26 protein-coding genes and 1 pseudogene are annotated in these 25,809 nt (G+C 44.9%); 14 read left to right on the plus strand and 13 right to left on the minus strand.

The features are described from left to right. The first annotated feature begins 4 nt into the window (after window positions 1-4). Window positions 5-1,312, plus strand: coding sequence for a phenylacetate--CoA ligase PaaK (gene paaK / locus AC2UZJ_RS05290; RefSeq protein ID WP_486949271.1), 1,308 nt, complete (start codon window positions 5-7; stop codon window positions 1,310-1,312). Between the two features lie 22 nt (window positions 1,313-1,334). Then, the gene (locus AC2UZJ_RS05295; protein ID WP_486949082.1) at window positions 1,335-1,937 is read left to right on the plus strand and encodes a TetR/AcrR family transcriptional regulator; all 603 of its coding nucleotides are present in this window, start codon (window positions 1,335-1,337) and stop codon (window positions 1,935-1,937) included. A gap of 73 nt (window positions 1,938-2,010) precedes the next feature. On the opposite strand, the gene AC2UZJ_RS05300 is transcribed toward AC2UZJ_RS05295, so the two are convergent. Both AC2UZJ_RS05300 and AC2UZJ_RS05305 read right to left on the minus strand, forming a co-directional pair. After that, window positions 2,011-2,994 carry a chemotaxis protein gene (locus AC2UZJ_RS05300; protein ID WP_486949083.1) on the minus strand — a complete coding sequence of 328 codons (984 nt, stop codon included), beginning with the start codon at window positions 2,992-2,994 and terminating at the stop codon, window positions 2,011-2,013. A gap of 57 nt (window positions 2,995-3,051) precedes the next feature. After that, window positions 3,052-3,348, minus strand: a complete 297-nt coding sequence (locus tag AC2UZJ_RS05305; RefSeq protein ID WP_486949084.1) for a hypothetical protein — start codon at window positions 3,346-3,348, stop codon at window positions 3,052-3,054. A gap of 100 nt (window positions 3,349-3,448) precedes the next feature. Here AC2UZJ_RS05305 and AC2UZJ_RS05310 point away from each other — a divergent pair, with 100 nt between their 5' ends. The 5 genes and pseudogenes from AC2UZJ_RS05310 (at window position 3,449) to AC2UZJ_RS05330 (ending at window position 8,552) form a co-directional block, all read left to right on the plus strand. Further along, window positions 3,449-5,374 (plus strand): FUSC family protein, encoded by a 1,926-nt coding sequence (locus AC2UZJ_RS05310; protein WP_486949085.1) that lies wholly within the window; start codon window positions 3,449-3,451, stop codon window positions 5,372-5,374. Then, window positions 5,371-5,598 (plus strand): BCCT family transporter, encoded by a 228-nt coding sequence (locus AC2UZJ_RS05315; RefSeq protein ID WP_486949086.1) that lies wholly within the window; start codon window positions 5,371-5,373, stop codon window positions 5,596-5,598. Before AC2UZJ_RS05310 ends, AC2UZJ_RS05315 begins: the two co-directional genes overlap by 4 nt. 34 nt (window positions 5,599-5,632) lie before the next feature. Further along, a pseudogene (locus tag AC2UZJ_RS05320) lies at window positions 5,633-6,715 on the plus strand (BCCT family transporter); the annotation flags it as partial. Between the two features lie 283 nt (window positions 6,716-6,998). Next, a complete protein-coding gene (locus AC2UZJ_RS05325; protein WP_486949087.1) occupies window positions 6,999-7,820 on the plus strand; it encodes a tetratricopeptide repeat protein in 822 nt (273 codons plus the stop codon). A 27-nt stretch (window positions 7,821-7,847) separates the two neighbouring features. Next, entirely contained in the window at window positions 7,848-8,552 is a 705-nt protein-coding gene (locus AC2UZJ_RS05330; RefSeq protein WP_486949088.1) for a TerC family protein, read from the plus strand. On the opposite strand, the gene AC2UZJ_RS05335 is transcribed toward AC2UZJ_RS05330, so the two are convergent. The 6 genes from AC2UZJ_RS05335 to apaG form a co-directional block, all read right to left on the minus strand. Then, complete coding sequence (locus AC2UZJ_RS05335; RefSeq protein ID WP_486949089.1) at window positions 8,536-10,704, minus strand: 3'-5' exonuclease; 2,169 nt, start codon at window positions 10,702-10,704, stop codon at window positions 8,536-8,538. The genes AC2UZJ_RS05330 and AC2UZJ_RS05335 overlap by 17 nt on opposite strands. Before the next feature lie 10 nt (window positions 10,705-10,714). Next, a complete protein-coding gene (locus tag AC2UZJ_RS05340; protein ID WP_486949090.1) occupies window positions 10,715-11,443 on the minus strand; it encodes a SapC family protein in 729 nt (242 codons plus the stop codon). Window positions 11,444-11,521: 78 nt separating this feature from the next. Then, a complete protein-coding gene (locus AC2UZJ_RS05345) occupies window positions 11,522-12,289 on the minus strand; it encodes a DsbC family protein (protein ID WP_486949091.1) in 768 nt (255 codons plus the stop codon). A gap of 54 nt (window positions 12,290-12,343) precedes the next feature. Further along, window positions 12,344-13,522 carry an FAD-dependent monooxygenase gene (locus AC2UZJ_RS05350; RefSeq protein ID WP_486949272.1) on the minus strand — a complete coding sequence of 393 codons (1,179 nt, stop codon included), beginning with the start codon at window positions 13,520-13,522 and terminating at the stop codon, window positions 12,344-12,346. Beyond that, window positions 13,522-14,823, minus strand: coding sequence for a murein transglycosylase A (gene mltA, locus AC2UZJ_RS05355; protein ID WP_486949092.1), 1,302 nt, complete (start codon window positions 14,821-14,823; stop codon window positions 13,522-13,524). Before mltA ends, AC2UZJ_RS05350 begins: the two co-directional genes overlap by 1 nt. 21 nt (window positions 14,824-14,844) lie before the next feature. Further along, complete coding sequence (gene apaG / locus AC2UZJ_RS05360) at window positions 14,845-15,219, minus strand: Co2+/Mg2+ efflux protein ApaG (RefSeq protein ID WP_486949093.1); 375 nt, start codon at window positions 15,217-15,219, stop codon at window positions 14,845-14,847. A 94-nt stretch (window positions 15,220-15,313) separates the two neighbouring features. Between apaG and rpe the strand changes: the two genes are divergently transcribed. From rpe to AC2UZJ_RS05395, 7 genes are all read left to right on the plus strand, one after another. Beyond that, window positions 15,314-16,021 carry a ribulose-phosphate 3-epimerase gene (rpe, locus tag AC2UZJ_RS05365; RefSeq protein ID WP_486949094.1) on the plus strand — a complete coding sequence of 236 codons (708 nt, stop codon included), beginning with the start codon at window positions 15,314-15,316 and terminating at the stop codon, window positions 16,019-16,021. A gap of 1 nt (window position 16,022) precedes the next feature. After that, window positions 16,023-16,706, plus strand: a complete 684-nt coding sequence (locus tag AC2UZJ_RS05370) for a phosphoglycolate phosphatase (RefSeq protein WP_486949095.1) — start codon at window positions 16,023-16,025, stop codon at window positions 16,704-16,706. A gap of 244 nt (window positions 16,707-16,950) precedes the next feature. Then, entirely contained in the window at window positions 16,951-18,468 is a 1,518-nt protein-coding gene (gene trpE, locus AC2UZJ_RS05375; protein ID WP_486949096.1) for an anthranilate synthase component I, read from the plus strand. Window positions 18,469-18,495: 27 nt separating this feature from the next. Further along, window positions 18,496-19,065 carry an anthranilate synthase component II gene (locus tag AC2UZJ_RS05380; RefSeq protein WP_486949097.1) on the plus strand — a complete coding sequence of 190 codons (570 nt, stop codon included), beginning with the start codon at window positions 18,496-18,498 and terminating at the stop codon, window positions 19,063-19,065. A gap of 10 nt (window positions 19,066-19,075) precedes the next feature. Further along, window positions 19,076-20,113 carry an anthranilate phosphoribosyltransferase gene (trpD, locus tag AC2UZJ_RS05385; protein ID WP_486949273.1) on the plus strand — a complete coding sequence of 346 codons (1,038 nt, stop codon included), beginning with the start codon at window positions 19,076-19,078 and terminating at the stop codon, window positions 20,111-20,113. A gap of 2 nt (window positions 20,114-20,115) precedes the next feature. After that, on the plus strand, window positions 20,116-20,907 hold the full coding sequence (trpC, locus tag AC2UZJ_RS05390) for an indole-3-glycerol phosphate synthase TrpC (RefSeq protein ID WP_486949098.1): 792 nt from the start codon (window positions 20,116-20,118) through the stop codon (window positions 20,905-20,907). Window positions 20,908-20,920: 13 nt separating this feature from the next. Beyond that, window positions 20,921-21,679, plus strand: a complete 759-nt coding sequence (locus AC2UZJ_RS05395; RefSeq protein WP_486949099.1) for a uracil-DNA glycosylase — start codon at window positions 20,921-20,923, stop codon at window positions 21,677-21,679. A gap of 43 nt (window positions 21,680-21,722) precedes the next feature. Here AC2UZJ_RS05395 and lipA read toward each other — a convergent pair whose 3' ends face one another. Genes lipA through AC2UZJ_RS05420 form a run of 5 tightly spaced genes read right to left on the minus strand, consistent with a single transcriptional unit; the run spans window position 21,723 to window position 25,808 of the window. Continuing rightward, window positions 21,723-22,718 (minus strand): lipoyl synthase, encoded by a 996-nt coding sequence (gene lipA, locus AC2UZJ_RS05400; RefSeq protein ID WP_486949100.1) that lies wholly within the window; start codon window positions 22,716-22,718, stop codon window positions 21,723-21,725. Further along, window positions 22,696-23,397: a lipoyl(octanoyl) transferase LipB gene (lipB, locus tag AC2UZJ_RS05405; RefSeq protein WP_486949101.1), complete on the minus strand. Its 702-nt coding sequence runs from the start codon at window positions 23,395-23,397 to the stop codon at window positions 22,696-22,698. The genes lipA and lipB overlap by 23 nt, the downstream gene beginning before the upstream one ends. A 12-nt stretch (window positions 23,398-23,409) precedes the next feature. Beyond that, window positions 23,410-23,682: a DUF493 family protein gene (locus AC2UZJ_RS05410; protein WP_486949102.1), complete on the minus strand. Its 273-nt coding sequence runs from the start codon at window positions 23,680-23,682 to the stop codon at window positions 23,410-23,412. A gap of 10 nt (window positions 23,683-23,692) precedes the next feature. Next, the gene (locus AC2UZJ_RS05415; protein WP_486949103.1) at window positions 23,693-24,562 is read right to left on the minus strand and encodes a D-amino acid aminotransferase; all 870 of its coding nucleotides are present in this window, start codon (window positions 24,560-24,562) and stop codon (window positions 23,693-23,695) included. A 40-nt stretch (window positions 24,563-24,602) separates the two neighbouring features. Continuing rightward, complete coding sequence (locus AC2UZJ_RS05420) at window positions 24,603-25,808, minus strand: D-alanyl-D-alanine carboxypeptidase family protein (RefSeq protein WP_486949104.1); 1,206 nt, start codon at window positions 25,806-25,808, stop codon at window positions 24,603-24,605. Window position 25,809 lies beyond the last annotated feature (1 nt).

Genomic DNA, 25,809 nt, shown 5'->3' on the forward strand with positions numbered 1-25,809 from the left:
AAGCATGGAAAGCCTAACCCCAAGAAAAGAAGATTTAGACCCTATAGAAATAGCATCTAGAGATGAAATTTCTGCCTTACAGCTAGAGCGTATGAAGTGGTCCTTATCTCACGCTTACGAGAACTCACCATTTTATAAAGCTCACTTTGATGAAGCCGGTGTACACCCTTCAGATCTGAAATCATTAGCTGATTTAGCTAAATTTCCTTTTACTTGTAAAGATGATCTGCGTAAAACCTATCCTTTTGGCATGCTAGCAGTGCCGCGAGAGAAACTATCCAGAATTCATGCTTCATCAGGCACCACAGGCAAGCCCACTGTAGTTGGCTACACCCCTAACGATATTGATGTGTGGGCCACAGTCGTTGCTCGCTCTATTCGTGCTGGCGGCGGTCGTCCAGGTGATATTCTGCATAACGCCTATGGCTATGGTTTATTTACTGGTGGTATAGGTGCTCATTATGGAGCAGAAAAACTAGGCTGTACTGTAGTGCCTATTTCAGGTGGGATGACTGAGCGTCAAGTGGCTTTGATTAATGACTTTAAGCCACGCATCATCATGGTTACGCCTTCTTATATGCTCTCCATTCTGGATGAGTTCCACCGTCAAGGCCTTGATCCACGAGAATCCTCTTTACAGATAGGTATTTTTGGTGCTGAACCTTGGACTAACGCCATGCGTAAAGAGATTGAGCAGCTATTCGATATGAATGCCGTAGATATCTACGGCCTATCAGAAGTGATGGGGCCTGGCGTGGCCAGCGAGTGTGTAGAAACCAAAGACGGTCTGCATATTTGGGAAGACCACTTCTACCCAGAGGTCATTGATCCTGTGACTGGTGAAGTATTACCTGATGGTGAAGAAGGTGAGTTAGTTTTCACTACTCTCACTAAAGAAGGTTTACCTATTATTCGTTATCGTACTCGTGACTTAACTCGACTACTACCAGGTACGGCGCGTTCTATGCGTCGTATGGAAAAGGTAACTGGCCGCAGCGATGACATGATTATCTTGCGCGGTGTTAACGTTTTCCCCACACAGATTGAAGAGCAGATTTTCAAATGCGCTGGCTTAGCCGCTCACTATCAGATTGTACTGAGCAGAAGCGGTCGTATGGATAGCATGACCATTAACGTGGAGTGCCAATCAAAATCTAGTGACATAGAATCTAGAAAACGCTCAGGCAAAGAATTGGCCCATCATATTAAAAACGTCATCGGTATTACGGCTCACATTAATATTACCGACCCTGGAACCTTGCATTCTGAAGGCAAAGCTAGACGTATTATTGATAATCGCCCTAAGCGCTAATTACCTTTTAGGAAGGAGTGGCATGACTCGTGCACGCGCAGCTGATTTCGAAGAAAAACAGCTGCATATTCTCAATAGTGCTGCAGCTGTGTTTGCAGAACTGGGCATGGAAAAAGCCTCCATGTCTCAGATTGCTCTACGCAGCGATGTCTCCAAGGCCTTGCTTTATCACTACTATTCTAGCAAGGGAGCGTTGATTTTTGATATTATTCATAGCCACCTTAAAGCACTTAGCGAATCAGTAGAGCAAGTAGCCAAAGAAAGCCAGCACGATCTTCCTGAGGTACGTTTGCGTAAAATAGTATCTCAAATTTTGGAATGCTACCGTGATGCAGACAATCACCATAAGGTGCAATTGAATTGTCACGGCTCATTACCAGAAGAGGAAGAGTTAGAAATTAACAGACTAGAGCGTAAAATAGTCTTACTTGTAGCAGACACCATTCGCGAAATAAATCCTGAGATTAATGACGCTCGCCCGCTATTAAAGCCGGTTACTATGTCACTTTTTGGGATGCTAAACTGGGTTTATATGTGGTTTAAACCCGATGGTCCTATTACGCGCGAAGAATACGCTGATCTCGCTACCACCTTAATCCTCGAAGGCTTAAGAAATATACGCTGATAATCAACGTGAGGCTTACACTAGCTCCACCTAAGCCGCACTTCTGCGGCTTAGGTGGAGATTATTGATTAATTTAGCTTTTGATATTCGCCTTTTTGTTTAACACCGCTCGTATGGTATCTGCCAACTCTTCCGCAGCAAATTTCACCACATAGCCATCGGCACCCACTCGGCGCACATGTTCTTCGTTTGTAGTCCCTGACAACGAGGAATGAATTACCACTGGAATGGTATTCATACGTGAATCCTGTTTTATGTTACGTGTCAGCGTAAACCCATCCATTTCTGGCATTTCTAGATCAGAAAGCACCAAGCTCACTTTATCCGTTATCTTCTTACCTTCATTTTCTGCTGTTTGGGCTAAAACATTAAGACGATCCCACGCCTCTTTGCCTGATTTAACCATCTCATAGGGCACTTCCATAGCTTGTAGAGCCTGCTCTAATAAGGTGCGTGCTACAGCAGAGTCATCGGCAGCTAAAATCATAGAGCCTGGCTTAAGATTTACTTTATTTGTTACCGCTTTTAATTCCTCCTGCTTTTTGTACTCCACAGGCGAAATCATTTGTAAAACCTCTTCTACATCTAACACCTGCACTAAACGTGTCTCGCCATTGGCTCCGTCCTCCAACCTAGCAATACTGGTGACTAAACTACGTCCCACATCGCTGGCTTCCGCAGAAATCACCTTATTCCAATCTAAACGCACAATATCCTCTACGGCCTCTACCGCAAACGCTTGGGTAGAACGTGCGTATTCCGTAATGATCATAAGATTTGGTTCTTTTGCGGGCTTACAGCCCACAATACCTGGCAAATCAAAAACCGGAATCACTTGATCGCGTAAATGCACTACTCCTAAAGAGAACTTCGGCGCACCAGCAATAGAAGTAATGGAAGGGATGGTGACAATTTCACGAACCTTAAATACATTAATGCCAAATAACTCAGACTGATCTTGGGCGTTTTTACAACCAAGGCTAAACAACAACAGCTCAAACATATTAGAGCCGGTTAAGTTCGTGCGCTCGTCGATTTCACTTTGAGCTGATTTCATAATAAACCTTTATTCATAACAAACATTTAGTTACATGTAGCCTGTGTAATTATACGCTTAATGTGCACCTGAAGTGCTTGAATCCCCTTTTTGGCCTTGAGTTCCTATGATGGCCGCGGCCAAACCAATGGTTTTAGTAATGCGCAATTTCATGGTGTCTTTAGCCAAACCACTCAAACCATAGCGATCAGAAATCTCATCGGTGATTTCATGAAGTAAATCAATGGTCTCTTGGGGATTACCCGTTCTGCCCGCAAACATAGCAATATGTGCAGCCATTAGGGCTTGATCGGCAAAAGCGATGCCAAGAAGAGTTTGCTGATCTTGTATATCTTTATCTGTTTCTTTACTCATAGGGTTCTTTAAGATGGTTATGATATGGACATTGAAATAAATCAATATAGCAAAGTGTACCGCACAACCTAGTCCTTAATAATGCTGAGAGTGATCTTCCATGTGGCTTCGTACAATACTTAATTTAAAACCGGCTAAGTGGCCCGTAGGGCGTAGTCTACGCCTTGCTATAGGTATAGGGACGCCCTTAACTATAGGTTTACTAAGTCATCATATTTTGCTTTTTCTCTGGTTCACCTTAGGGGTTATGATGCAGTCCACTGGTGAAGGCACTGGCTCCTATCGCTCGCTAGTCAGAATGACGCTCATCTCTGCTCCTATTGGAGCCTTAGGCTACTTTGCCGCTGATTTATGGCAGGTTTCAGGCCCTGTGGCTATTGCCACGCTAACAGGAGTTGCTTTTGTGGCGGGTATAGTTAATAGTTACGGCGCGGCCTATTCTAAGGGCACCTTACAAGCGCTTTTAGGAGCTTCTCTAGCTTTTGGACTAGGCCCAGAACTACACGGAGTCATTGCCTCATGGGAAATGGCTCTACTTTATTTATGCGGTACGGCGTTCTATTTATTGTTACTGGGCTTAGAAGCGCTTATAGATAAGCGACGCCCCCAACGACAACTCTTAGCAAACTACCTACAAGCGCTAGCTACTTTTACCCAAGCCCATGCTAATGCTCTCCAAGACCCAAACACTAGCACCTTGCAAGAAACCGCTAGAAGCACGGTTATTGATAATTACGAATTACTCTACGGTATATTAATAGATACCCGCACTGCTAATACCGTGCGTTCTAAAGAAAATCAAAATAATGCCGCTATCTTACAAGCCACAGACAGTATTTTCTCTCATATTTTGGCTCAATCTAATATTTCTACTCTGCAATCCTTAGCCACTTGGTTGCAGCAACTGGCTACTGCGGTTTTACACAAAAACCCTTTGCCTATGACGCCTGAAAACTTACAAACTGAAGAAGGTCTTTATTTACGAGTTCAAAATTTAACACAAAGCATTGCTGCCTTAGATAGCATCACACAACGTGCTTCACGTGAGTTTCATCTAGCGCTAAAAGGTCAAATACCGTGGCAGCGCTTATTTGACCATCTGATAGTAGGGCCAGAAGTCATCAAATCCGCCGGCATTTTAGCGCTTTGTATGGGTCTTGCTTTTTCCATGAAATACGTGGTGCATGGCAACCATTGGTACTGGGTGCCTTTAACCGTTTCCTTGGTGATGAAACCAGAGTTAGGCTCTGTATTTGTACGTGCGGTTTTACGGTTAGTAGGTACTGCATTTGGCGTAATTATAGGGTCTATTATTTTAATGTTAATGCCTAAGGGCTTAGCCATGGTGTTTGTCATTGTCGCCATAGCCGCCTGCATGCCTTGGGCTATGCAACGCTCTTATGCGTTATTGAGTTTATTTATTACACCAATGGTATTACTACTAATTGACATAGTTACCCCTGGAACTATTAATGTGAATTATGCAGGCCAACGCATAATGGATACAGCTATTGGTGGTGCCATTGTATTGATTTTTGGCTATTTTATTTGGCCTCGCTCTCATGAAAAACAATTGGCCACTTCATATAAAACCGCTATGAACACCTTAGCCAACTACCTTCAGCAAGTATGTACAGCAGCCCCTGCTCTCCAAGAATCACGCCGTCTTATCTATAGCCAGCTCTCAAACTTACGTGCTCAGTTGCAAAAACAACTCTCTGAACCCCCTCCTGCTAATAAAGAGGCAGCCAAATGGTTTCCTATTATTGCAAGTGCTGAGCGTATAGCAGATCGTATTACTATTTACGCTGAAAGTCGTGCACAAGGTGAACCCTTACCTAATAAGGAAAATACAGCGCTGGTTGTGCAGCAAATGTTAAACGTGACGGAGATGCCAAATCCGGGGCTAACCGTTCAAGACAATCCTCTTTTAGATGAGGTGCTTAGCGAGCTAAATACGATTTCTCGTCTAATCCATACAACACAATCAGTGTCTTTACGTCCACACATGGCTAAAAATGCTTGATTGCTTCCCTTTTTTATCCTAAGGTTAGAATCAACTCAAACAGGCACCCTTGTGGTGGTGTGTTCTGGGCAGCCGCTGAACCTATTGCTCACTTCATTACTGAACCGCCTATGTATGGCGACGAGACGCTTTCCTCCACTCAAGTTGCCTATAACGCCTTAGCGCAAAGTTTCATGCACTGGGGATTTTTAGCTTGGGGGATTTTTAGCTTGGGGGATTTTTAGCTTGGGGGATTTTTAGCTTGGGGGATTTTTAGCTTGGGCTATTTTGGGTAGCTTAACAGGTGTTATCTTTATGCACCTACACTACGACAAAGGCTTACCTTTAAAACCTCGCACCTTGCTCTACCCTATCTTTGGCGACAAGGTCATGAAGGGTTGGTTGGGCACCATTGTAGATGTGTGCTGCGTATTAGCTGTAGTAGCCGGTACCGTAGGGCCTATTGGCTTTTTAGGTTTACAAGTAAGCTTTGGCCTTAACAAACTATTTGGTATACCGGATGTGTACGGTACGCAGATTGCAGTGTTAATTGGTTTAACCATTATCTATACCATTTCTGCTATTAGCGGTATTCATCGTGGTATTCAAATACTAAGCAGCAGTAACGTTATTTTAGCGGCTATTTTAATTCTGTTTATTTTCCTTTTTGGTCCTACCGCGTTTATTGTTGATGGTTTTATTAATGGCTTTGGTATCTATATTAATGAATTTATCCCTATGGCAACGTTTAGGGGTGATTCAGGCTGGTTAGGTGGTTGGACGGTCTTCTTTTGGGGCTGGTTTATTGGTTATGCGCCCTTAATGGCCATGTTTGTGGCGCGCATTTCACGCGGTCGTACTATTCGTCAAGTCGTTACCTTAATTGCCATTTTAGCCCCTGTGGTTACCACTTTTTGGTTTACCGTTTTAGGCGGTAGTGGCTTAGCGTTTGAAATCGCTAACCCGGGTGTTATTACTGATGCTTTTGGTAATTTTGATTTGCCTGCTGCGTTGTTTGCAATGATAGATCAACTACCCTTTAGTTTTATTATCTCCATATTATTTTTAGTATTAACCACGATATTTGTGGCTACTACAGGAGATTCCATGACTTTTGCTGTTTCTATGGTGATGACAGGTACGGATCAACCACACCCTGCTATTCGCATTTTCTGGGGCATTATCATGGGTTTGATGGCAGCAATTCTCATCTATATGGGTGCAGGTGGTATTGGTGCGTTGCAGTCCTTTATTGTGGTCACGGCCGCTCCCGTGTCGTTAATTTTATTGCCTACGCTTTGGGTCGCTCCACGTTTAGTAAGAAATATGGCGCGTGATCAAGGCCTATTAGCCAGCAATTAAATTAAGTCGCTTATACTACATTTTACTTTAACCATCTGGGGCCCCCTATGTCTGCACAAGAAAATCCCATTCGCTCAGCACCCTTTGAAATCAGTAGCACTCCTTATGCTGACGGCGAAGTGGCTGAGTCTTACCAGCTTAACCACACGCCCGAATAAATCTTCTACCCATAGATGTAGCCTTTACCCAGACTCATGACTAAAAAGTGGCTTGTTTTTTAATAAGCCACTTTTTTTGCGTTATTATGCACTCTACTTCACTCTATTTCCTTTAGGAGAACGGCGTGCTGCGTCAGGTAGGTGTTTTATTTTTAACGTTCATGTTGTTAAGCCCCGCTCATTTAAGCTGGGCTCAGACCACAGAATCTTTTCTAAACCCCAAAGAAATTCAAAAAATCCATAAAAAAGCGAATAATGGCGCTGCTAAAGAGCAAATGTCTTTAGCTGTGATGTATTTTTATGGCACAAATGTACGCAGAGACTATGAGTTAGCTAAAAAATGGTTAGAAAAAGCCGCCGCCCAAAATGAGCCGTATGCTCAAACCTTCTTAGGTGGTATGTATGCCGCAGGTATAGGTGTAGGTCAAGACCCTACTGCCGCCAAGGAATGGTATGAAAAAGCCGCCCAACAAGGCTACACAGAAGCCGAGCTCCGCCTAGGCGTACTTTATTACAAAGGCCAAGGTGTGCCTCAAGATTATGCCTTAGCTAAAAAATGGTATGAAAAAGCCGCGGAGAAAGAAAACACCGATGCTCAATTTAATTTAGGCGTACTTTATTACTCAGGTCATGGTGTATCTCAAGACTTTCATCAAGCTAAAGTCTGGTACGAAAAAGCAGCAGAAAAACAGCACTCACATGCCCAATTTAATTTAGGCATGCTGTATTATCGAGGTGAAGGGGTGCGTCAAGACTACCGCATAGCCAAAGATTGGTTTGCACAAGCCGCCCATCAAGACAATGCTCTTGCTCAGCTTTATTTGGGTATGCTTTATCACAGAGGGTATGGTACAGAACTAGATAATCAACAAGCCAAGGATTGGTTTGGCAAAGCTTGTGATAATGGTATTCAAAGAGGTTGTGATTACTATAGACTTTTGAATTAAAGCAAACAACAACAGGTAACAATATTTATGCTGGAATTTTTTCAGACCTTAAGCTGGGCCGCAGTATTTCAAATCATTATGATCGATATTCTTTTGGGTGGTGATAATGCCGTGGTTATTGCCTTGGCATGCCGAAATCTACCCAAAAAACAACGTATGCAAGGCGTACTGTGGGGTACTATAGGTGCTATTGTTTTGCGCGTTATTCTTATTGCTTTTGCGCTTACGCTACTCACAATTCCTTATTTAAAGATCATAGGTGCCTTACTTTTAGCGTGGGTGGCTATACGTTTATTAGTACCCGAAGAAGAAGAGCACGGTAACTTAGGTAGCAGTGTTACCGTGTGGTCTGCGGTTAAAACCATTATTATTGCAGACTTAGTAATGAGTTTAGATAATGTGATCGCTATTGCGGGAGCAGCACAGCTAGCTAGTCCTGATCATCAATTAGGTCTAGTCATTTTTGGGTTATTAGTCAGTATTCCAATTATTGTGTGGGGCAGCACCATTATTCTTACGCTCATAGATCGCTTCCCTTCTATTGTGATGTTTGGTGCCGGTTTATTAGGTTGGATTGCCGGTGGCCTCTTAGTCACAGATATTGCTTACGTTAAGTACTTTGGCGAGCCTAGCACCTCAGTGCGTTATGGTGCTCAAATCGCAGGCGCGGGTATTATTCTTGCGTTGGGTAAGTTTTTAGCCAGTCGCCAAAAGGCTAAAACCATTTCTTAAATTTATTCCTATCTACACCCGCTGGCACATACCACACACGCTTTAGAGGATCCCAGCGGGCCCCCAAGGCTTTGGCTTCATCTTTTTCTGCGAACGACACGCGTAAATCCAGTCTATTGACCTCAGTGGGCGGAGCGGTTTTGGTATTTATCGCAGCCGTTTGTACCGCATATTGCTGCTGTTGCAACTGCGCTAAACGCCGTTGAGCAGGAGCTTTGTTCTGTTCTAGCTGTAAGGCTTTTACATAATCACTACGTTTATATTCTGCCTTAGGCACAAACAAACTCAAACGCTTTTGAGCACGTGTAATAGCCACGTAAAAGAGATTTTGTTCAATTTGGCCACTATTTTTAGTGGAAGGAAACTCCCCATGTGCTAAGAATGGCACCAACACATGCTCATATTCTTTACCTTTAGCCTGCGCTACACAAGCTATCACTACGGCTTGACGTGCTGTTTGCTGAGTACTGGGTTCATGTTGTGCACACCATTTATAAAAATCCGCAACATTTAATGCTAAATCTTTAGCAATTTGTATAAAGCCCGCTATGGATTTCTGAATCACTTCAGCTTGATGATCCAGCACATAAATGCGCTTGGCTACACTCACCATATCCACTCGTTCACACAAAATTTTAAGTACCTCATGCGCGGGCATGTGGAAATTGATTTGCTGTAAATACGCTAAAGCCTCTTCTATACGCCAACGACCTTGTTCTGAACCCGTGCGCTGTATTTGTCCTTTATAAAAAGTACTTAGCAGCTGAGGCATGTCTGCTATTTCAATAGCAGCCTCTTCCAAAAACTGCTCATTTAACGCGATCTCACTAAATAAAGCCAAAGCCCGTACAATTTGCTGGCGCACTTGTAGTGAACTAATAGCGGCTAAATCATTTAACGCTAAGGCAATTAAGCCACGCAAAAATAAAATTTCATCGCGTTGTAAATAGCCCTTCATGCCTAAAAGCTGATAAGGGATATTTGCCTTTAATAAGACATTTTCTAAAGCGGTAGACTGATGTTCATCTCGTAATAGCACCGCACACTGCTCTAAGCGCCCCCCTTGACTATGCCAGACCTGAATGGCTTGCAATACAGGCTGTACAGTTTGTTCGGCCTCTAAGTCCTCATACTGATGTAGCTGTATTTGGGTGCCTAAAGGCAGCGCACTATCTACTTTTTTATTTTTAAATGCTGCTACCGCATAGGCCAAATAAGGACCATGCCTGTAGGTATAGCTTAGTGGGTAAGTTTTTATTTGCTCAAAATAAGTAGTGAAACGCTCATGTAAATAACTGGCGTCAGCGGCTAACTGTTTATAGATCACCTGATCTCGATCACCAGCCGCCACTAAATAGGTTTGTGGACGCGACAATAAGGCACGTAAAATTTGAAAAGAGGCCTCATTGGCATCATGCAGCTCATCGACCACCAGCAAATCATAATCAGGTAATAATTGTAATAAATCGGGTGTTTCTAATAAGGTGCAAGCCAAGTCATAAGTACCATCAAAAGGCCCTCTAAAGAGCACTCCCTCATACGGACTTTGACGCACTTGCTCGTAATATTGCGTCCATAAAAAATCGCTATACGTAACGCCTACCAGCAAGGCTTTTTCTTCAGCATTCTCATCGTCATGCAACTGCAAGCTCATGCTGGCCTTTAGACGTAGCTGACTTTCAAAAAACTGGCTAAGCGCTACATGATGCGTACGAAAGTCTAACTCTACCAGCTGCTCATGATGTTCATAATGTTGGCTTAAACGCTCTAAAGCATCGAGAGCAATGGGTTTCATTTCATGCAAGGTGCCTAAAGCGGGAGGTCGGCTTTCTTCCCAAAAAGCTAAGGTCTGACGTGCAAAGCCCTCCACCGTATGTAAAGCCAACTGCCGCACCATAAAAGGTGCCACGCCTATATCTATTAAACGCTGTTGCAACACTTCCAAAGCTTCAGAGGTAAAGACTAAAGCCAAGATTTTTTGGGGTGCCAAGCCGCGCGCTAAAGCCTCTGCAATACGCAGGGCTAAGGTGGTGGTTTTAGCAGCGCCGGCATTGGCTTCAATCAAACTAATACGGTGGTTAGAGCACTGTATAGCCTGTTGTTCTGCCGTAGCAGTAATACCTTTGGGAATAAAGCGCGGCGCAGATTTCATAATACGCCCACTAAACGGAAGCGCGTTGGGCTAATACGTCTAAATTACTCAACGACACTCGGTGCTGTTCAATAAGAGCTAAGGTACCGTTATGATACATCTGCGCTAACTCATCATCACTGAGTTCGGCGATTTTATCGTTATCTACTACCCAAACTCCTGCTAACTGTTCTGTTTTGTCACCTACGCTAGTGGTAATGGTGCGTGGCATTAACAGACCCTTCTCTTTAAGACGCATCACCCAAAGCTGTGTTTGTTCGGATTCAGTATGTAAAGTGCGTAAGGCTTGGGTTAGCTGCTCTAGGTATTCCGAGGCTTCTCCTTCTTCAAAAAAGGCGATACCTTCGTCACTGTTACTCGTATTAACATTCGTATTTAACCCAGGGTAATCTTGATCCACATACACCACATAACGCTGCTGCGTTTCATCCACACCTAATTGGAAGGGGTGCTTTTTGGCAAAAGCAGGAATGTAATGATAAGGCTCCCAACTTTGGTCTGCATGCACAAACCAATTGTCGTTTGGCGTTAGGCTAAGCAGCACCACTGGCTGCAATAAGGTTTCTTCGGCATTGGCTGCAATAAAGACAATGGGATAGTTTTTACATGCTAACTCAAACTCGCTTTGAGTCACCGGTAAAGCATTCATGCTTTTCGCAAAACCATAGTGATTCGTTTGCAAATCTATTTTTAAGTGCTGTGTAGTAGGACTACCATCTAAAGCAATATGTTTTGACATAAAAACCTCTTTCAAAAAACAACCACCCCCGCAGAGGTGGTTCAAGGTATGGAATGTTATTTATTTAGTTTGGGGCTATTAGTTATTTAATGCCGCACTAGCAGCATCTAAGCGCTCTTTCAGTTTATCTGCAGGCAACCAACCATTAGCACGTGAGCCATCTTCAAAGAAAATAGCCGGCGTTCCTTGCACTCCTTGCTCTAGACCAAGCTGCAATAAATCATCAATAGGATTATCACACGTTTTTTCGGCGGGTTTTTTACCGTCTTGCATCCACGCATTCCAAGCAGCAGAACGATCATCCGCACACCAAACATGCTCAGAGATAACTCGAGACTCAGGGGTTAAAATAGGAAACAACAACGAATAAACCGTGACATTATCAATCTCATTTAACGTTTCATGTAAACGTTTACAGTAAATGCAATTTGGGTCTTCAAAAATAGCAATTTGCTGCGAACCATCCCCTTTTACGGTTTTAATGGCTTTATCTAGAGGTAATTCAGTGAAATCAATACGGTTTAGTTCTTCGATGCGCTGCGCAGTCAGGTCTGTGCGTGAGGCCACATCGATTAACGCGCCTTGAAAAATAAAATCTAACTCGGCATTGGTATAAATGATGTCATTACCGGGCAATCGTAATTCTAAAATGCCATCAAAAGGAGTGCCTAACACCTCCTCCACTTCAATGCCTTCAAATTCTGTCTCAAAGCGTTTTTTAACCTGCTCTAATTGTGCCGTAGTAGCGCTGCTTATTGAGGAGCTGGTTGCCTCATTCGCCCACACACTGCTAACACTCAGACCCATTGTTAATGCAACCACACCGGCTGCGAAGCGCAACTTCATTGTAACTCCTATTTATTTTCTATCCGTTCACTGCATTAGAATTAGGTACTAGTTTTAACGGGACTTACCCGCTGCCTCTTCGATTAAATAACGTTTAATAAAAGGCACCTTATTTACTAGATTCATACCCACATTACGCATCAAAGCCGCAGGTGCTCCGGGCAGCTTAAATAATTGATGCAAGCCGTGCGTAACACACCGCATGGCTAATATAGGCTCCGCACGGGCACGCTTATAACGCGCTAATACCCGTTGCTCACCGACTGACTGGTAAGAGGTTTTGTCTGTTAAAACGCGTATTAGTTCCTCAACATCACCTAAACCTAAATTTAAGCCTTGACCTGCTAAAGGATGTACACGATGAGCCGCATCACCTACCAAGGCAATACGCGGCGCAATCATATCGCTGCGTTCTAGGCTTAGAGGAAAGGCAAAGGGTTGGCTACGCAGACTTAATTGCCCCAAGCGGTGCTGCGTTAAAGCACTGAGTAACGCTTGGAGGTGGGTGGTTTGCTCTTTTGCAGTTAAAGCCATGAAATGATTAGCCTGCTCTTCTTCTACAGACCACACCATAGAAACTTGCGGCCCTTCAGCAGTATCCGGCAAAGGCAGTAATGCTAAAACTGCATCACCCGTAAACCATTGGTAAGCAATATTTTGGTGAGGTAACTCTGCGTTTAAATGCGCTACCACGCCAGTGTGTTTATAAGGGCGACTATGATGTGCTATATGGGCTTTTGTGCGTACGGCAGAGCGTGCGCCATCTGCGCCTATAATTAGACCTGCAGCTAGTTCAGTACCACTTTTCGTTTTAATACCCGTTGCGGTAAAGTTCTCAAAGAGATCCGCATGCCACGAGATGTTATAGACTTGTAATGCTTGATATAAAGCGCGCTCTATTTCACCGGACTCTACAATCCACGTTAGATTAGATTCCGCATTTTGCCAGGCGTCTAACTGCAAAAAGCCATCACTATCCCCATAAAGCTTCATGCCTTTTACTGGCGTGATACGTTCTGGGCGCATTAAACCCCAGACGCCCAACTCATTTAAGAAGCGTTGACTAGCCATAGATAAAGCATATACGCGCGGGTGATACTGCTCAGTCTTTAGTTCTAAAGGTTTATAAGCCGGGGCCACTATGATGGCCGTAAATCCTGCTTTTTTTAAACCCAAAGCACAAGCCATGCCGGCAATGCCGCCCCCGCAAATTAAAATCGCTTCGTTACTCATCATCGTGCGCTAGGAGTGCCGGCATCTTTAGGCCATAGCACCCACATCTCCCCGTTTTGTTTCATGCGTCCCGCTTGAGCACCGGCTGCCTCACCTGTACCCCAGTAGAAATCTGTGCGTGCTGCCCCCTTAATGGCCGCCCCAGTGTCTTGAGCAAACACCAACTTACGTAAGGGCTGCTTAGAAGCCGGATAACTAGTAGCTAAAAACACCGGTGTACCTAAAGGCACAAAGGTGGGATCTATGGCTACAGAACGTTCGGCAATTAAAGGAATGCTGTAGGCGCCTTTAGGCCCTAAAATCGGATCAGTAATCTCTTCCTCGTTAAAGAACACCATGGCTTTATTTACATTCAGCATCTCATGAACGCGATGAGGGTTATCTTGAGCCCATTGCTTAATGTTTTGCATGGAGGTTTGCGCTAAAGGCAACTCACCTTGATCAGCCAACCATTTGCCTATAGAGCTATAAGGGTGGCCATTATGATTACCGTAGGCTAGGCGCACTGCTTTACCATTATCTAATAGCGCACGACCTGAGCCTTGTATTTGTAAAAAGAAAGCTTCTACAGGATCGGCTGCCCACACCAATACTTCAGGCTGACGTGCGGCGTTAGCAGTAATTTCACTGCGGGTATCATAGGGCACCACTCTATCGCCATCCACAATTTTACCGCGTATACGTTTACCTGCTAGCTCTGGATATAAACCACCTAAATCTATAGTGAGTAAATCATGGGGCACGGCGTACAACGGCCATTGATACTCACTATGCTTTCTTTTAGAGGCTTTTAACAAAGGCTCGTAATAGCCTGTAACGGTGTTTTTAGCGATGTTGCCTTTTTCATCGAGCAAACGCCAAGGCTGCAAGTGGCTTTCTAAAAATTGACGAATCTGTTGGGTGTTAGTGCTGTCTGTACTGATGTCACTGTTTTGGGCCGCCAAACACACTGGCTGCCAAGCTCGGGGCGTAGCACGTGCAGGCATAGATAGCGAGCCACTCACGGGACGCATTAAGCCCTTACAGTTATTTATAAAACCTTTCCACACCAGATGTAAATCATCTTTTTGCCAATCCGGCAACGCGCCCCAGCCCAATGCTTGAAATTTACTGGCTAAAGGTCGTGGGGGTGTTTCTACCAAATTAGCCAATTCAGGCACTCGTAGCGGTAAAGCGGCCACATCTTCTTTAGGCGTAACTGCTCCTAAACCCGCTGGCCGTGTGGAATCAGAGGTAGTGGTAGAGCAGGCAGATAAAAATACTGCTAACAGCCCTAAGCTAACGTTTCTTAATGCAGTCATTACAGCCTCAGTAAAATCGGATTAATGTAGGGTACGTGGTGTGGCTAAGACAAACTCATCAATGGCTACATCAAAAGGAATGCCATTTTCACCCACAAAATGAAACTCCCCTTTCATGGTGCCAAAAGAGGTGGGTAATGGGCACCCACTGCTATACTCAAAACTTCCACCCGGCGCTATTAAGGGCTGTTTGCCTACCACACCTAGACCACGCACTTCTTGTGTGTTTTGCTCAGCATCAGAAATCACCCAGTGACGACTAATGAGTTGCGCTGCTTGAGTTCCATTATTTGTTATTTTTACTTTATACGCAAAGAGAAAATGCTGTTTCTCGGGCTCAGACTGCTCGGCTAAGTACTGAGGGCTAACCGTAACCACAATATCATCAGACTGCATAGATATACCTTCGCTCCTTATCTGTTTACTGTTTGCTATTCGCTGTTTCTGTTTACAATAGGGTATTGTACCTTCCTTTTTATACTGTACTGCTATGTCTCATTCTCATATACAACCTGCACGTATCGCACCTAGTATTTTAGCGGCAGATTTTGCACGCTTAGGCGAAGAAGTACGTGATGTGATTAGCGCTGGCGCTGACTGGATTCACTTCGACGTCATGGATAACCATTACGTACCCAACTTAAGTTTCGGCCCCATGGTGTGCGCTGCACTGAGGCCTCATACCGAGGCTCCCATCGATGTGCATTTAATGGTTGAGCCAGTAGATAGTTTGGTTGAACCCTTTGCTAAAGCGGGTGCTAATCTCATTAGTTTTCACCCGGAAGCTTCTAGACACCCTGATCGTACCTTAGCTTTAATACGTGATCTAGGCTGTAAAGCCGGTTTAGTATTTAATCCCGGCACCCCTTTGCATTACTTAGATTATTTAATGGATAAGGTGGATCTCATTCTGTTAATGTCCGTGAACCCTGGCTATGGCGGGCAGAAATTTATTCCTAGCACCTTAGATAAAATTCGTCACGTGCGTACGCGTATTGATCGCTGGATAGATGATGGTGGTCAGCCTATACATTTAGAGGTAGATGGCGGAGTTAGCGCGCAAAACATTCGTGCCATTCGCGCAGCGGGAGCAGATGCTTTTGTGGCGGGTTCGGCTATTTTCAGTAAAGATAACTATGCTGCTGAAATTGAAGCCATGCGCGCAGAAATTACCGCCGCTGATAGTATGAGTGCTTAGTATGCGTTACTCCGCTGTATTATTTGATTTAGACGGTACCTTAGTGGATTCCGTGCCCGATATTGCCCACAGCATTAACCATATGCTCAGTGATCTGGGTCACCCTACGCTCAGCACTGAGCATATTAGCCTGTTTTTGGGCAAAGGCATGGAGCACCTAATTTGGCAGGTATTATTAGAAGTTAACGAAGGTCTTACACCTTCTGCCACCGACTTTGAAAAAGCGAAAACCTTATTCGCTAAGCATTACTTATGGCAATCTGCCCATTCCGTTTCCACTGTATTTGAAGGGGTAAGAGCAGGTTTAGAGGCTTTTAAGACAGCAGGTTGTAAACTGGCTGTGGTCACAAACAAACCTATAGAGTTTGTACCCTTACTACTTCAGCAAATGGACTTAGCTAAATATTTTGAGCTACTTGTGGGCGGAGACACCTGCGAACAGAAAAAACCGCACCCCATGCCTTTTCTATATGCTTGTGAACAACTGCGTGTACTGCCTTCCGAAGCCTTAGTCATAGGTGACTCAAGTAACGACAGCATAGCGGCGCGTCAAGCCGGTATAGACGTACTCATCGTGCCTTACGGTTATAACGAAGGTCAAAGCGTGCAATCTTTGGATTGTGATGGTATAGTTTCTAACATTGCTGAAGCGGCGCACTGGGCCGCACAGCCTAAAAACAAATAAGTAATTACCAAATATATTTTATGACAATGACCCTAAACACTTATTCCATCTATGGCGCCTATTGGCGCTGGTGGTGTTAGTGTTCCGGGTCAGTAATAAAATAGTGCGTACGTAGTGGTTTTATCCCTTACGTAATCAGCCCGGAACTCATTATAGAGCCGGGCTTTTTTGTATCTATAGTCCGGCTACTAAACAAAGTAAATCACGTTTTCTTTCTTAAACTTTTAGTAGGCTTGGACTTAATATGACAGAAATAGAATTTAAAGCCCTCGGCAATCAAGGTTACAACCGCGTTCCCCTAATCGTAGAAACCTACGCCGATTTAGACACGCCTCTTTCCATTTATTTAAAACTCGCTCATAACAGCAGCGAACACGGTGCTAATAGCTGCTTAATGGAATCCGTAGTGGGTGGGGAGCAGTTTGGCCGCTATTCCTTCATAGGCTTACCTGCTAAAACTCTTATTCGCGCTACTGGCACCACCACTGAGGTGGTGCACGAGGGCGAGGTGATAGAAACTCACGAAGGCAATCCTTTAGATTTTATTGAAGCTTATCAAGCGCGATTTAAGGTGGCTTTACGCCCAGGCATGCCGCGCTTTTGTGGTGGCTTAGCCGGTTACTTTGGCTATGACACCATTCGTCATATAGAGCCCAGCCTGGGTATTAATGCCAAACCTTTCCCTGCAGGCCAACGGGGCACACCTGACATCATGCTTTTACATGTTGATGAGCTAGTCATTGTAGATAACTTAGCCGGGCGTACTTACCTCATTGTGTATGCCGATCCCACCAAAGCAGAAAGCTACACCAAAGCACGTCGCCGCTTACGTGATTTACGCGAAAAACTACGCCACCCCGTGACTATTCCCTACGCTTATGCCAGCATGGAAACGTCAGAGAAACGTGATTTTTCTAAAGACGATTACTTAGCTGCCGTGGCCCAAGCCAAACAATACATTAGCGACGGTGAAGTCATGCAGGTACAAATCGGCCAAGTCATCACTAAGCCTTTCCGTGACGCCCCCTTATCTTTATACCGTGCTCTACGTTCTATTAATCCTTCGCCCTATATGTATTTCTGGAATTTTGACGACTTCCAAGTAGTGGGCTCTTCTCCTGAAATTTTAGTGCGCCATGAAAAAAATGTAATTCATGGTGAAAGCAAAGAACACGTCACCATTCGCCCCTTAGCGGGTACCCGTAAGCGTGGCGGTAACCCCGAAGAAGATGCTGCTTTAGCCGCCGAACTTAAGGCCGACCCTAAAGAACGCGCTGAACACGTCATGCTCATTGATTTAGCTCGTAACGACATTGGTCGCATTGCCAAAGCCAGCACGGTAGACGTTACGGATACGATGAACATAGAACGCTACTCCCATGTACAACATTTAGTCTCTAATGTATGCGGTGAGCTGCAAGAAGGCCTAAGCAATATGGATGTGCTCAAGGCCACTTTCCCTGCCGGCACCCTAACTGGGGCCCCTAAAGTGCGTGCCATGGAGATTATTGATGAACTAGAACCCGTGCGTCGTGGCATTTATGGTGGGGCCGCTGGCTACCTTAGCTATGGCGGCGAGATGGATTTAGCCATCGCCATTCGTACTGGCGTGATTCAAGACGGCATGTTGTATGCACAAGCTGCCGCCGGCATAGTGGCAGACTCTGACCCAGAAGCCGAATACCAAGAAACGGAAACCAAAGCCCGCGCCATGCTACGTGCTGCCGAACAAGTGCAATTTGGCTTAGACGAGCCTATTTAATAATAAACTCCAAGGGGGAGACTCATCATGTTATTTATGCTCGACAACTACGACTCATTTACCTATAACCTCGTGCAATATTTTGAGGAACTAGGCACATCTGTGCAAGTAGCCCGTAACGATCAATGCACCATTGCTGATATTGAAGCCTTAAAGCCAGCGTACATTTGCATTTCCCCAGGGCCGGGAAGACCTGAAACAGCTGGTATAAGTTTGGAGATCATCCAGCATTTTGCAGGTAAACTGCCCATTTTAGGCGTGTGCTTAGGTCATCAAGCCATTGCCCAAGCCTTTGGTGGGCACGTCATTCATGCTAAAGAAGTGATGCATGGCAAAGTCAGTGCCATCACGCATCACAACAGCGATGTATTCCACGGTTTACCCAACCCGCTAACCGTCACCCGCTATCATTCCCTAGCTGTAGATGCCACCCGCTTGCCAGACTGCTTAGAAATTACAGCACAAACGCCAGATGGTGAAATTATGGGCTTGCGCCACAAAGAGCTGCCCATTAGTGGTGTGCAATTTCACCCAGAATCCATACTGAGTGAATGCGGTTATGAGCTACTTAAAAACTTCTTGAGACAACAGGGATAAAAATAAAATGATGAAAAAAGATAACACCATTACTCCCAGTGAAGCCTTGGTGCGTTGCATTGAGCACCGAGAAATTTTCCATGACGAAATGTTGCATCTAATGCGTATGTTAATGCGCGGTGAAATGCCGCCCGTTATGGCCAGCGCCCTACTTATGGGCTTACGCGTTAAAAAAGAAACCATAGGTGAAATTGCCGCGGCTGCCGAAGTGATGCGCGAATTTGCTCTACCTGTGATTACGCAAAACCCCGATGAACTATTAGACATGTGTGGCACAGGAGGCGACGGCAGTAATACCTTCAATATATCCACCGCTGCTATGTTTGTGGTGGCAGCCGCTGGGGTGAAAGTTGCAAAACATGGGGGGCGCAGTGCTTCTTCCTCTTCGGGCAGTGCCGATGTGTTAGAAGCCTTAGGAGCAAATTTAGATTTACACCCTGAGCAAGTTGCACAAAGCATTGAAGACATAAACATAGGTTTTATGTTTGCCCCTGCTCATCATTCCGCCATGAAAAATGTAGCCGCTATTCGTAAAGAGCTTGGAGTGCGCACTATTTTCAATATTCTGGGCCCTCTTACCAACCCTGCGAATGCCGCAAATCAGCTCATGGGCGTTTTTCACCCGGATTTAGTCGGTATTCAAGTACGTGCTATGCAGCGTTTAGGTGCTAAACATGTGCTGATTGTGCATGGTAAAGATGGGATGGATGAAGCCTCTACTGGCGCGGCCACCTTAGTGGGTGAACTCAAAGATGACAAAGTCTATGAATACGAGATACATCCTGAAGATTTTGGCATGGCCATGAGCTCAAACCGTAGCTTACGCGTAGAGTCCAAAGAAGAGTCCGCCCTAATGATTAAAGAAGCCCTAGCAAACACAGAAGGTACCGCTCGTGATATTGTGGCCTTTAATGCGGGTTTAGCTATTTATGCCGGTAATGGTACGGATTCTATAGAGTCCGGCTTAAGAATAGCCTTTGATACAATAGCCAGCGGCGCCGCGCGCGCTAAATTAGACGAATTTTGCACTTATACACGGAAACTATAAGCATGAACGATATACTCGCCAAAATATTACAAACTAAAAAAGAAGAAGTGGCCGCCGCCCGCCAGTTGCGCAGTGAATCTGATGTACTACGTGAAGCCAAAAACCGCCAAGATGTGCGGGGTTTTGTGCGCGCTTTAAAGTATAAGATCAGTCAAAATCAGTCTGCAGTAATTGCAGAGGTTAAAAAAGCCTCACCCTCTAAAGGCGTAATTCGTGAAGCCTTTAATCCGGCAGACATTGCCACTTCTTACGCCGCTCATGGCGCCGCCTGCTTATCGGTGCTTACCGATATGCAATATTTTCAAGGAGCGTATGATCATTTACGCCAGGCTAGAGCCGCCTGCGCACTCCCTGTGTTGCGTAAAGATTTTATGATTGATCCCTACCAAATTATCCATGCACGTGCCATTGGCGCTGACTGCATTCTTCTTATTGTGGCAGCACTTAGTCTTAATCAACTGCTGGAGTTTGAAAGCATAGCCCACGAACTGGGTATGGATGTGTTAGTTGAAGTGCATGATAAAACCGAGTTAGATATGGCTTTGCAAATGAAAAGCACCATGATTGGCATTAACAATAGAGACCTGCGTACCTTTGAAACCAGTCTACAAACAACTATAGACCTCTTAGAGCACATCCCAGAAGATAAACTGGTTATTACAGAAAGTGGTATTCTTAATGCTGAAGATGTGAAAATCATGCGCAATCACAATGTGAATGCGTTTTTAGTGGGTGAAGCTTTTATGCGTCAACCCGATCCTGGGGTAGCGCTAGAGCAACTGTTTTTTAATTGAACAACTTTTCTCTATGCAAATGCAACAACTAGGGCTGCTTAGTCAGCCAGAAACGCTTAATCAGTTAACGGGTTCTCTAGAGCCCTTGGTTGCGGCATTATCTCCAAAATGGCAGCAAATCCTAGAGCAAGAGCCTTTGCACTCTAAGTTGCGACTTTTGGATTATTGGCTTCAGCAGCGTATATCTACGGGGGCGGTGATCTACCCCGCCAACCCTTTTTATGCCTTAACGCTATGCGAGCCCGAAGACATTAAAGTGATTATTTTAGGCCAAGACCCTTATCACGGCCCCGGTCAAGCACAAGGCTTGGCTTTTTCAGTACCTGATTACATCACTTGCCCCCCTAGCTTACGTAATATCTATAAAGAACTACATCTAGAATACCCAGAAACGGCTAATTTACCACCTCGTCATGATCTCACCCACTGGGCTCAGCAAGGTGTTTTATTAATTAATAGCACGCTTACAGTAGAAGACGGTAAAGCGGGCTCTCATGCCAATAAAGGGTGGGAACACATCAGCGACGGCATCTTACAGCATGTATTGCAGCTGCCCACGCCTAAAGTATTTATGCTGTGGGGCAACCACGCCCAAGCTAAACAATCTTTAATAGATGCCGAAGCCACTGGGCCAATATTAAGTCTGCATTCAAATCATCCCTCACCCCTAGCTGCCAAAAGAAAACCCACTCCCTTTATAGGGAATGGGCATTTTAAACAATGTAATCAGTGGTTAGAACAGCAAGGTGAAACCGTCATTAACTGGCTGTAGGAAGTTGACGCGCGGCGTCAACTCTACGGGGGGGTTAGGCGAACTAAGCGGTGGTTCCTACGACTCCAGCGGCGGCGGCTTGATCATCCGCATGATAAGAAGAGCGCACCATGGCACCGATAGCGGCGTGGGTGAAGCCCATGGCGTCGGCTTGCTCTTTGAGGAAAGCAAACTCATCAGGCGTTACGTACCGTAGTACTGGCAAGTGATGCCCTGACGGCTGTAAATACTGACCAATAGTCAGCATATCTACATTGTGTTTACGTAAATCACGCATCACTTCCAAGATTTCTTCGTTGGTTTCACCTAATCCCACCATCAAACCCGACTTAGTGGGCACATCCGGGCAACGCTCTTTGAATTGTGACAGTAGCTTTAAAGAGTGCTCGTAATCTGCACCGGGGCGAGCCAGTTTATATAAACGTGGCACGGTTTCTAGGTTGTGATTCATCACATCAGGCGGCGTTTCTTGGAAAATATCTAATGCTTTATCTAAACGCCCCCTAAAATCAGGTACCAGCACTTCAATAGTGGTATGGGGAGAGTACTCTCTAGACTTAGCGATACAGTCTGCAAAGTGCGCAGCACCGCCATCACGTAGATCATCGCGGTCTACAGAAGTTACCACTACATAGTCTAGCCGCATAGCACCAATAGCTTTAGCTAAATTGATGGGTTCATCGGTATCTAAAGGATCGGGTCTGCCGTGACCTACATCGCAGAAAGGGCAACGTCGGGTGCATTTATCACCCATAATCATAAAAGTGGCCGTCCCCTTGCCAAAACATTCGCCAATATTTGGACAAGAAGCCTCTTCACATACCGAAAACAAATTACGCTCACGCAAAATAGTTTTGATATCGTAAAAACGAGAGTTAGGCGCCGCGGCTTTAACTCGAATCCATTCTGGTTTTTTTAAGCGCTCAGTTTGCACAATTTTAATAGGCAAACGCGATGTTTTATCTTCCGCTTTTTGTTTGCTGCTAGGATCGTAAGCACGTGGGCGTACGGTTGGTTTAGGAGAGTTCAGAGTAGTCATAAGTGTTTTTGGTGTGTGCAGTGTTTGCGCTAAGAGTAAATTGATCTCTTAGCTGTAAAGACAAGACCTGACCAACCTGATCCAAAGTCAGTACTTGGCCACAAGATCGCATATCGGTTGTACCTAAACCCTTATAGCCACAAGGATTAATGCCAGTAAACGGATTTAAATCCATATCCACATTTAATGACAAGCCGTGGTAGCTGCGACCATTACGTATCTTAACACCCAGCGCCGCAATTTTTACAAATTCACTGGGTGCGTAACGGCTATTTAATACCTGAGCACCACGTACATAAACACCGGGTGCTTTTTCTTTACGATAGGCGCCAATACCAAAATACGCCAAAGTATTAATTAGAGCCTCTTCAAGCTTGGCTATGTATTGCTTCACATACAAGCCCTGTCTACGCAAATCAATCAAGCAATACGCCATCAATTGCCCGGGACCATGGTAAGTGACTTGACCCCCACGATCAGTCTGCACAATAGGAATGCCCTGAGGGTTAAGTATGTGCTCTGGCTTAGCGGCTTGGCCTAAGGTATAAACAGGCGCATGTTCTAAATACCAAATTTCATCTGGGCTATCTACATTACGCCCATTGGTATAGTCTTGCATAGCTTGCCAAACGGTTTTGTAATCAGGCTGCCCACTAAGCCAACGCTGTTGAAGTTCCATATGCAAAGTAGTTTATAAAACGATGGAAACCATAGGGTGCCCGTGTACCGCTTTATAAATGGCATCCAGCTGCTCACGAGAGGTAGCCCAAATATGAAAAGTTAAGCCTACGTAATTACCTTTACCACTGGGGCGCATTTCTACCGTAGAAGCATCAAAATCCGGAGCGTGCTCTTGCACCACCTCAGTTAAGGTTTGGGCAAACTCTGGGTGCGCTTTACCCATCACTTTAATAGGAAAGTTACATGGGTATTCAATCAACGAGTCTTCGGGTTTAATTTCCATACCTTTTCCTTTAATCGTCTAATTCAGCAATAAGCTCATCGTACCCAGCACGTAATGCCTTATAAATGGCTCCAGGCTTGCCAGTGCCTACGGGGTTTCCGTTATATTCTAAAATAGGTAGTACTTCTTTGGTGGCCGAAGTGAGCATCAGCTCATCGGCAGTGGCTACTTCCTCTTCAGCAATAGGGCGAGCCTCAAAGGGGATGCCGGCATTAGCCGCTAAATCTTCCAGCAATCTATAACGTATCCCTTCTAAGATAAGGTTATTGCGTGGTGGCGCTAACAACACACCATCTTTCACCACCCAGATATTTGTGGAAGAACCTTCGGTCATAAAACCATCTCTAAACTGTATGGCCTCATCTACACCAGCATCTACCGCCTGTTGACGTGCTAATACATTGCCCAAAAGGGATATAGACTTAATATGACACATAAGCCAACGCACATCAGGAATACCAATAGCGCTTAAGCCGGTCTCCCGTACTTCATCGGGGCGCTCAAATGGGCTCACCATGCAAAATACAGTGGGTGCGGTATCTGTCGGGAAAGCATGGTCTCGTTTTGCTACGCCACGAGTAACATGTATATACACCATGCAGTCGGCGCCACGCCCGGAACGCGCCAACATATCTAATACCAATTGCTCCCAGTCTTGATGGCTGTAATCCACCTCAAGGTCTATAAGCTGCAAACTGCGCTCTAAACGGCTTAGATGCTCTGTTATACGAAAAGGTTTACCTTTATAAGCGGGCACCACATCATAGATGCCATCACCAAATATAAAGCCACGATCTAACACGGATACTTTTGCATCACCTAAACGTACATAATCACCATTCAAATACACAATGGTATCGGGGTCTACGCCTGTTATCATCCTTGCCTCATTTTCATCATTAATAATTCATTAATCATAATTAATTAAACATCATACGTACTTTATCTATCATACGGCCTACAAAGCCTGCCTGAGGCACGCTATTAAGGGTAAGTAGAGGTTCAGTGGCGATGATTTGATCATCTAAGCTAAAGGCCACTGTGCCCACCTGTTGATCTTGGCCTACAGGTGCCATTAAAGGCTGAGTATAGTGGGCCATAGGCTCTATTTCATCAGTACGTCCACGCGGCACCGTAACCCATACAGAACGCTTTAAGCCTAAGCCCACTGTATCTACTTCACCTTCCCAAATACGAGCGGTAACTATAGGTTGATTGGGCTCGTAGAGTTCAATGGTGTCAAAGTTTTGATAGCTCCAATTTAGTAATTTTAAGCTATCTTCGGTGCGTGCAGCGTCATTTGCCGTACCTGTTACTACCGTAACAATACGCCTGCCATCGCGCAATGCGGTAGTAACTAAACCGTAACCTGCAGACTTAGTATGCCCTGTTTTCAAGCCATCTACTGTACTGTCTAACCATAACAAGCGATTACGATTAGGTTGTTTAATATCATTATATTCGTATTCTTTTTGGCTGTAATAGTGTAAAAACTGCGGGAAGTCTGTGACTAAATTTCTAGCCAAGGTACCTAAATCTCGCACTGACGTTAAATGATCCGCATGTGGTAAACCATTACTGTTTTCAAAATGGGTATCCGTCAATCCTTGGCGTTTTGCTTCTTCATTCATTAAGGCAGCAAAAGCGCTTTCACTGCCAGCGATGGCCTCAGATAATGCCACAGTGGCGTCATTACCTGATTGCACAATTACCCCTTGCAATAAATCACTCACCTTCACTTGAGTGTTAGGGTTAATGAACATGCGCGAACCTTCTGTGCGCCACGCCGTCTCTGAAACGTGCACTTCCTGATCTAAGGAAAGGCGCCCAGAATCAATAGCAGAAAACACCAAATAAGCCGTCATGAGCTTAGTTAAGGAAGCCGGCTCTACACGCTCATCAAGATTATGAGCCGCTATAATTTGATTGCTATTAACGTCTAAGCTTAACCATGCTCTGGCACCCAAAGTGGGAGCGGGAATGGTGGAGAGCTCACTAATTAAAACGGCCTCGTTCACCCCTGGCTCTCCACCTTGGGCAAATAAAGCCACAGGAGCAAAAGCCAGCGTAAGTGTCACCAAACAGCGGCGTAAAGAAAATCGACCTGCGGGGGCTAATGTAAACATA

The sequence above is a fragment of the Paenalcaligenes sp. DL 309 genome (assembly GCF_057475285.1).

What these genes read in the sequence shown, in the direction of transcription:
- AC2UZJ_RS05420 (WP_486949104.1), bottom strand. Translation starts at nt 25,808, where the DNA reads ATGTTTACATTAGCCCCCGCAGGTCGATTTTCTTTACGCCGCTGTTTG.
- AC2UZJ_RS05350 (WP_486949272.1), bottom strand. Translation starts at nt 13,522, where the DNA reads ATGAGTAACGAAGCGATTTTAATTTGCGGGGGCGGCATTGCCGGCATG.
- AC2UZJ_RS05310 (WP_486949085.1), top strand. Translation starts at nt 3,449, where the DNA reads ATGTGGCTTCGTACAATACTTAATTTAAAACCGGCTAAGTGGCCCGTA.
- lipB (WP_486949101.1), bottom strand. Translation starts at nt 23,397, where the DNA reads ATGGAACTTCAACAGCGTTGGCTTAGTGGGCAGCCTGATTACAAAACC.
- AC2UZJ_RS05370 (WP_486949095.1), top strand. Translation starts at nt 16,023, where the DNA reads ATGCGTTACTCCGCTGTATTATTTGATTTAGACGGTACCTTAGTGGAT.
- AC2UZJ_RS05415 (WP_486949103.1), bottom strand. Translation starts at nt 24,562, where the DNA reads ATGATAACAGGCGTAGACCCCGATACCATTGTGTATTTGAATGGTGAT.
- trpE (WP_486949096.1), top strand. Translation starts at nt 16,951, where the DNA reads ATGACAGAAATAGAATTTAAAGCCCTCGGCAATCAAGGTTACAACCGC.
- AC2UZJ_RS05410 (WP_486949102.1), bottom strand. Translation starts at nt 23,682, where the DNA reads ATGGAAATTAAACCCGAAGACTCGTTGATTGAATACCCATGTAACTTT.
- lipA (WP_486949100.1), bottom strand. Translation starts at nt 22,718, where the DNA reads ATGACTACTCTGAACTCTCCTAAACCAACCGTACGCCCACGTGCTTAC.
- trpD (WP_486949273.1), top strand. Translation starts at nt 19,076, where the DNA reads ATGAAAAAAGATAACACCATTACTCCCAGTGAAGCCTTGGTGCGTTGC.
- AC2UZJ_RS05340 (WP_486949090.1), bottom strand. Translation starts at nt 11,443, where the DNA reads ATGTCAAAACATATTGCTTTAGATGGTAGTCCTACTACACAGCACTTA.
- AC2UZJ_RS05380 (WP_486949097.1), top strand. Translation starts at nt 18,496, where the DNA reads ATGTTATTTATGCTCGACAACTACGACTCATTTACCTATAACCTCGTG.
- trpC (WP_486949098.1), top strand. Translation starts at nt 20,116, where the DNA reads ATGAACGATATACTCGCCAAAATATTACAAACTAAAAAAGAAGAAGTG.
- AC2UZJ_RS05395 (WP_486949099.1), top strand. Translation starts at nt 20,921, where the DNA reads ATGCAAATGCAACAACTAGGGCTGCTTAGTCAGCCAGAAACGCTTAAT.
- apaG (WP_486949093.1), bottom strand. Translation starts at nt 15,219, where the DNA reads ATGCAGTCTGATGATATTGTGGTTACGGTTAGCCCTCAGTACTTAGCC.
- AC2UZJ_RS05345 (WP_486949091.1), bottom strand. Translation starts at nt 12,289, where the DNA reads ATGAAGTTGCGCTTCGCAGCCGGTGTGGTTGCATTAACAATGGGTCTG.
- AC2UZJ_RS05305 (WP_486949084.1), bottom strand. Translation starts at nt 3,348, where the DNA reads ATGAGTAAAGAAACAGATAAAGATATACAAGATCAGCAAACTCTTCTT.
- paaK (WP_486949271.1), top strand. Translation starts at nt 5, where the DNA reads ATGGAAAGCCTAACCCCAAGAAAAGAAGATTTAGACCCTATAGAAATA.
- rpe (WP_486949094.1), top strand. Translation starts at nt 15,314, where the DNA reads ATGTCTCATTCTCATATACAACCTGCACGTATCGCACCTAGTATTTTA.
- AC2UZJ_RS05335 (WP_486949089.1), bottom strand. Translation starts at nt 10,704, where the DNA reads ATGAAATCTGCGCCGCGCTTTATTCCCAAAGGTATTACTGCTACGGCA.
- AC2UZJ_RS05330 (WP_486949088.1), top strand. Translation starts at nt 7,848, where the DNA reads ATGCTGGAATTTTTTCAGACCTTAAGCTGGGCCGCAGTATTTCAAATC.
- AC2UZJ_RS05300 (WP_486949083.1), bottom strand. Translation starts at nt 2,994, where the DNA reads ATGAAATCAGCTCAAAGTGAAATCGACGAGCGCACGAACTTAACCGGC.
- AC2UZJ_RS05295 (WP_486949082.1), top strand. Translation starts at nt 1,335, where the DNA reads ATGACTCGTGCACGCGCAGCTGATTTCGAAGAAAAACAGCTGCATATT.
- mltA (WP_486949092.1), bottom strand. Translation starts at nt 14,823, where the DNA reads ATGACTGCATTAAGAAACGTTAGCTTAGGGCTGTTAGCAGTATTTTTA.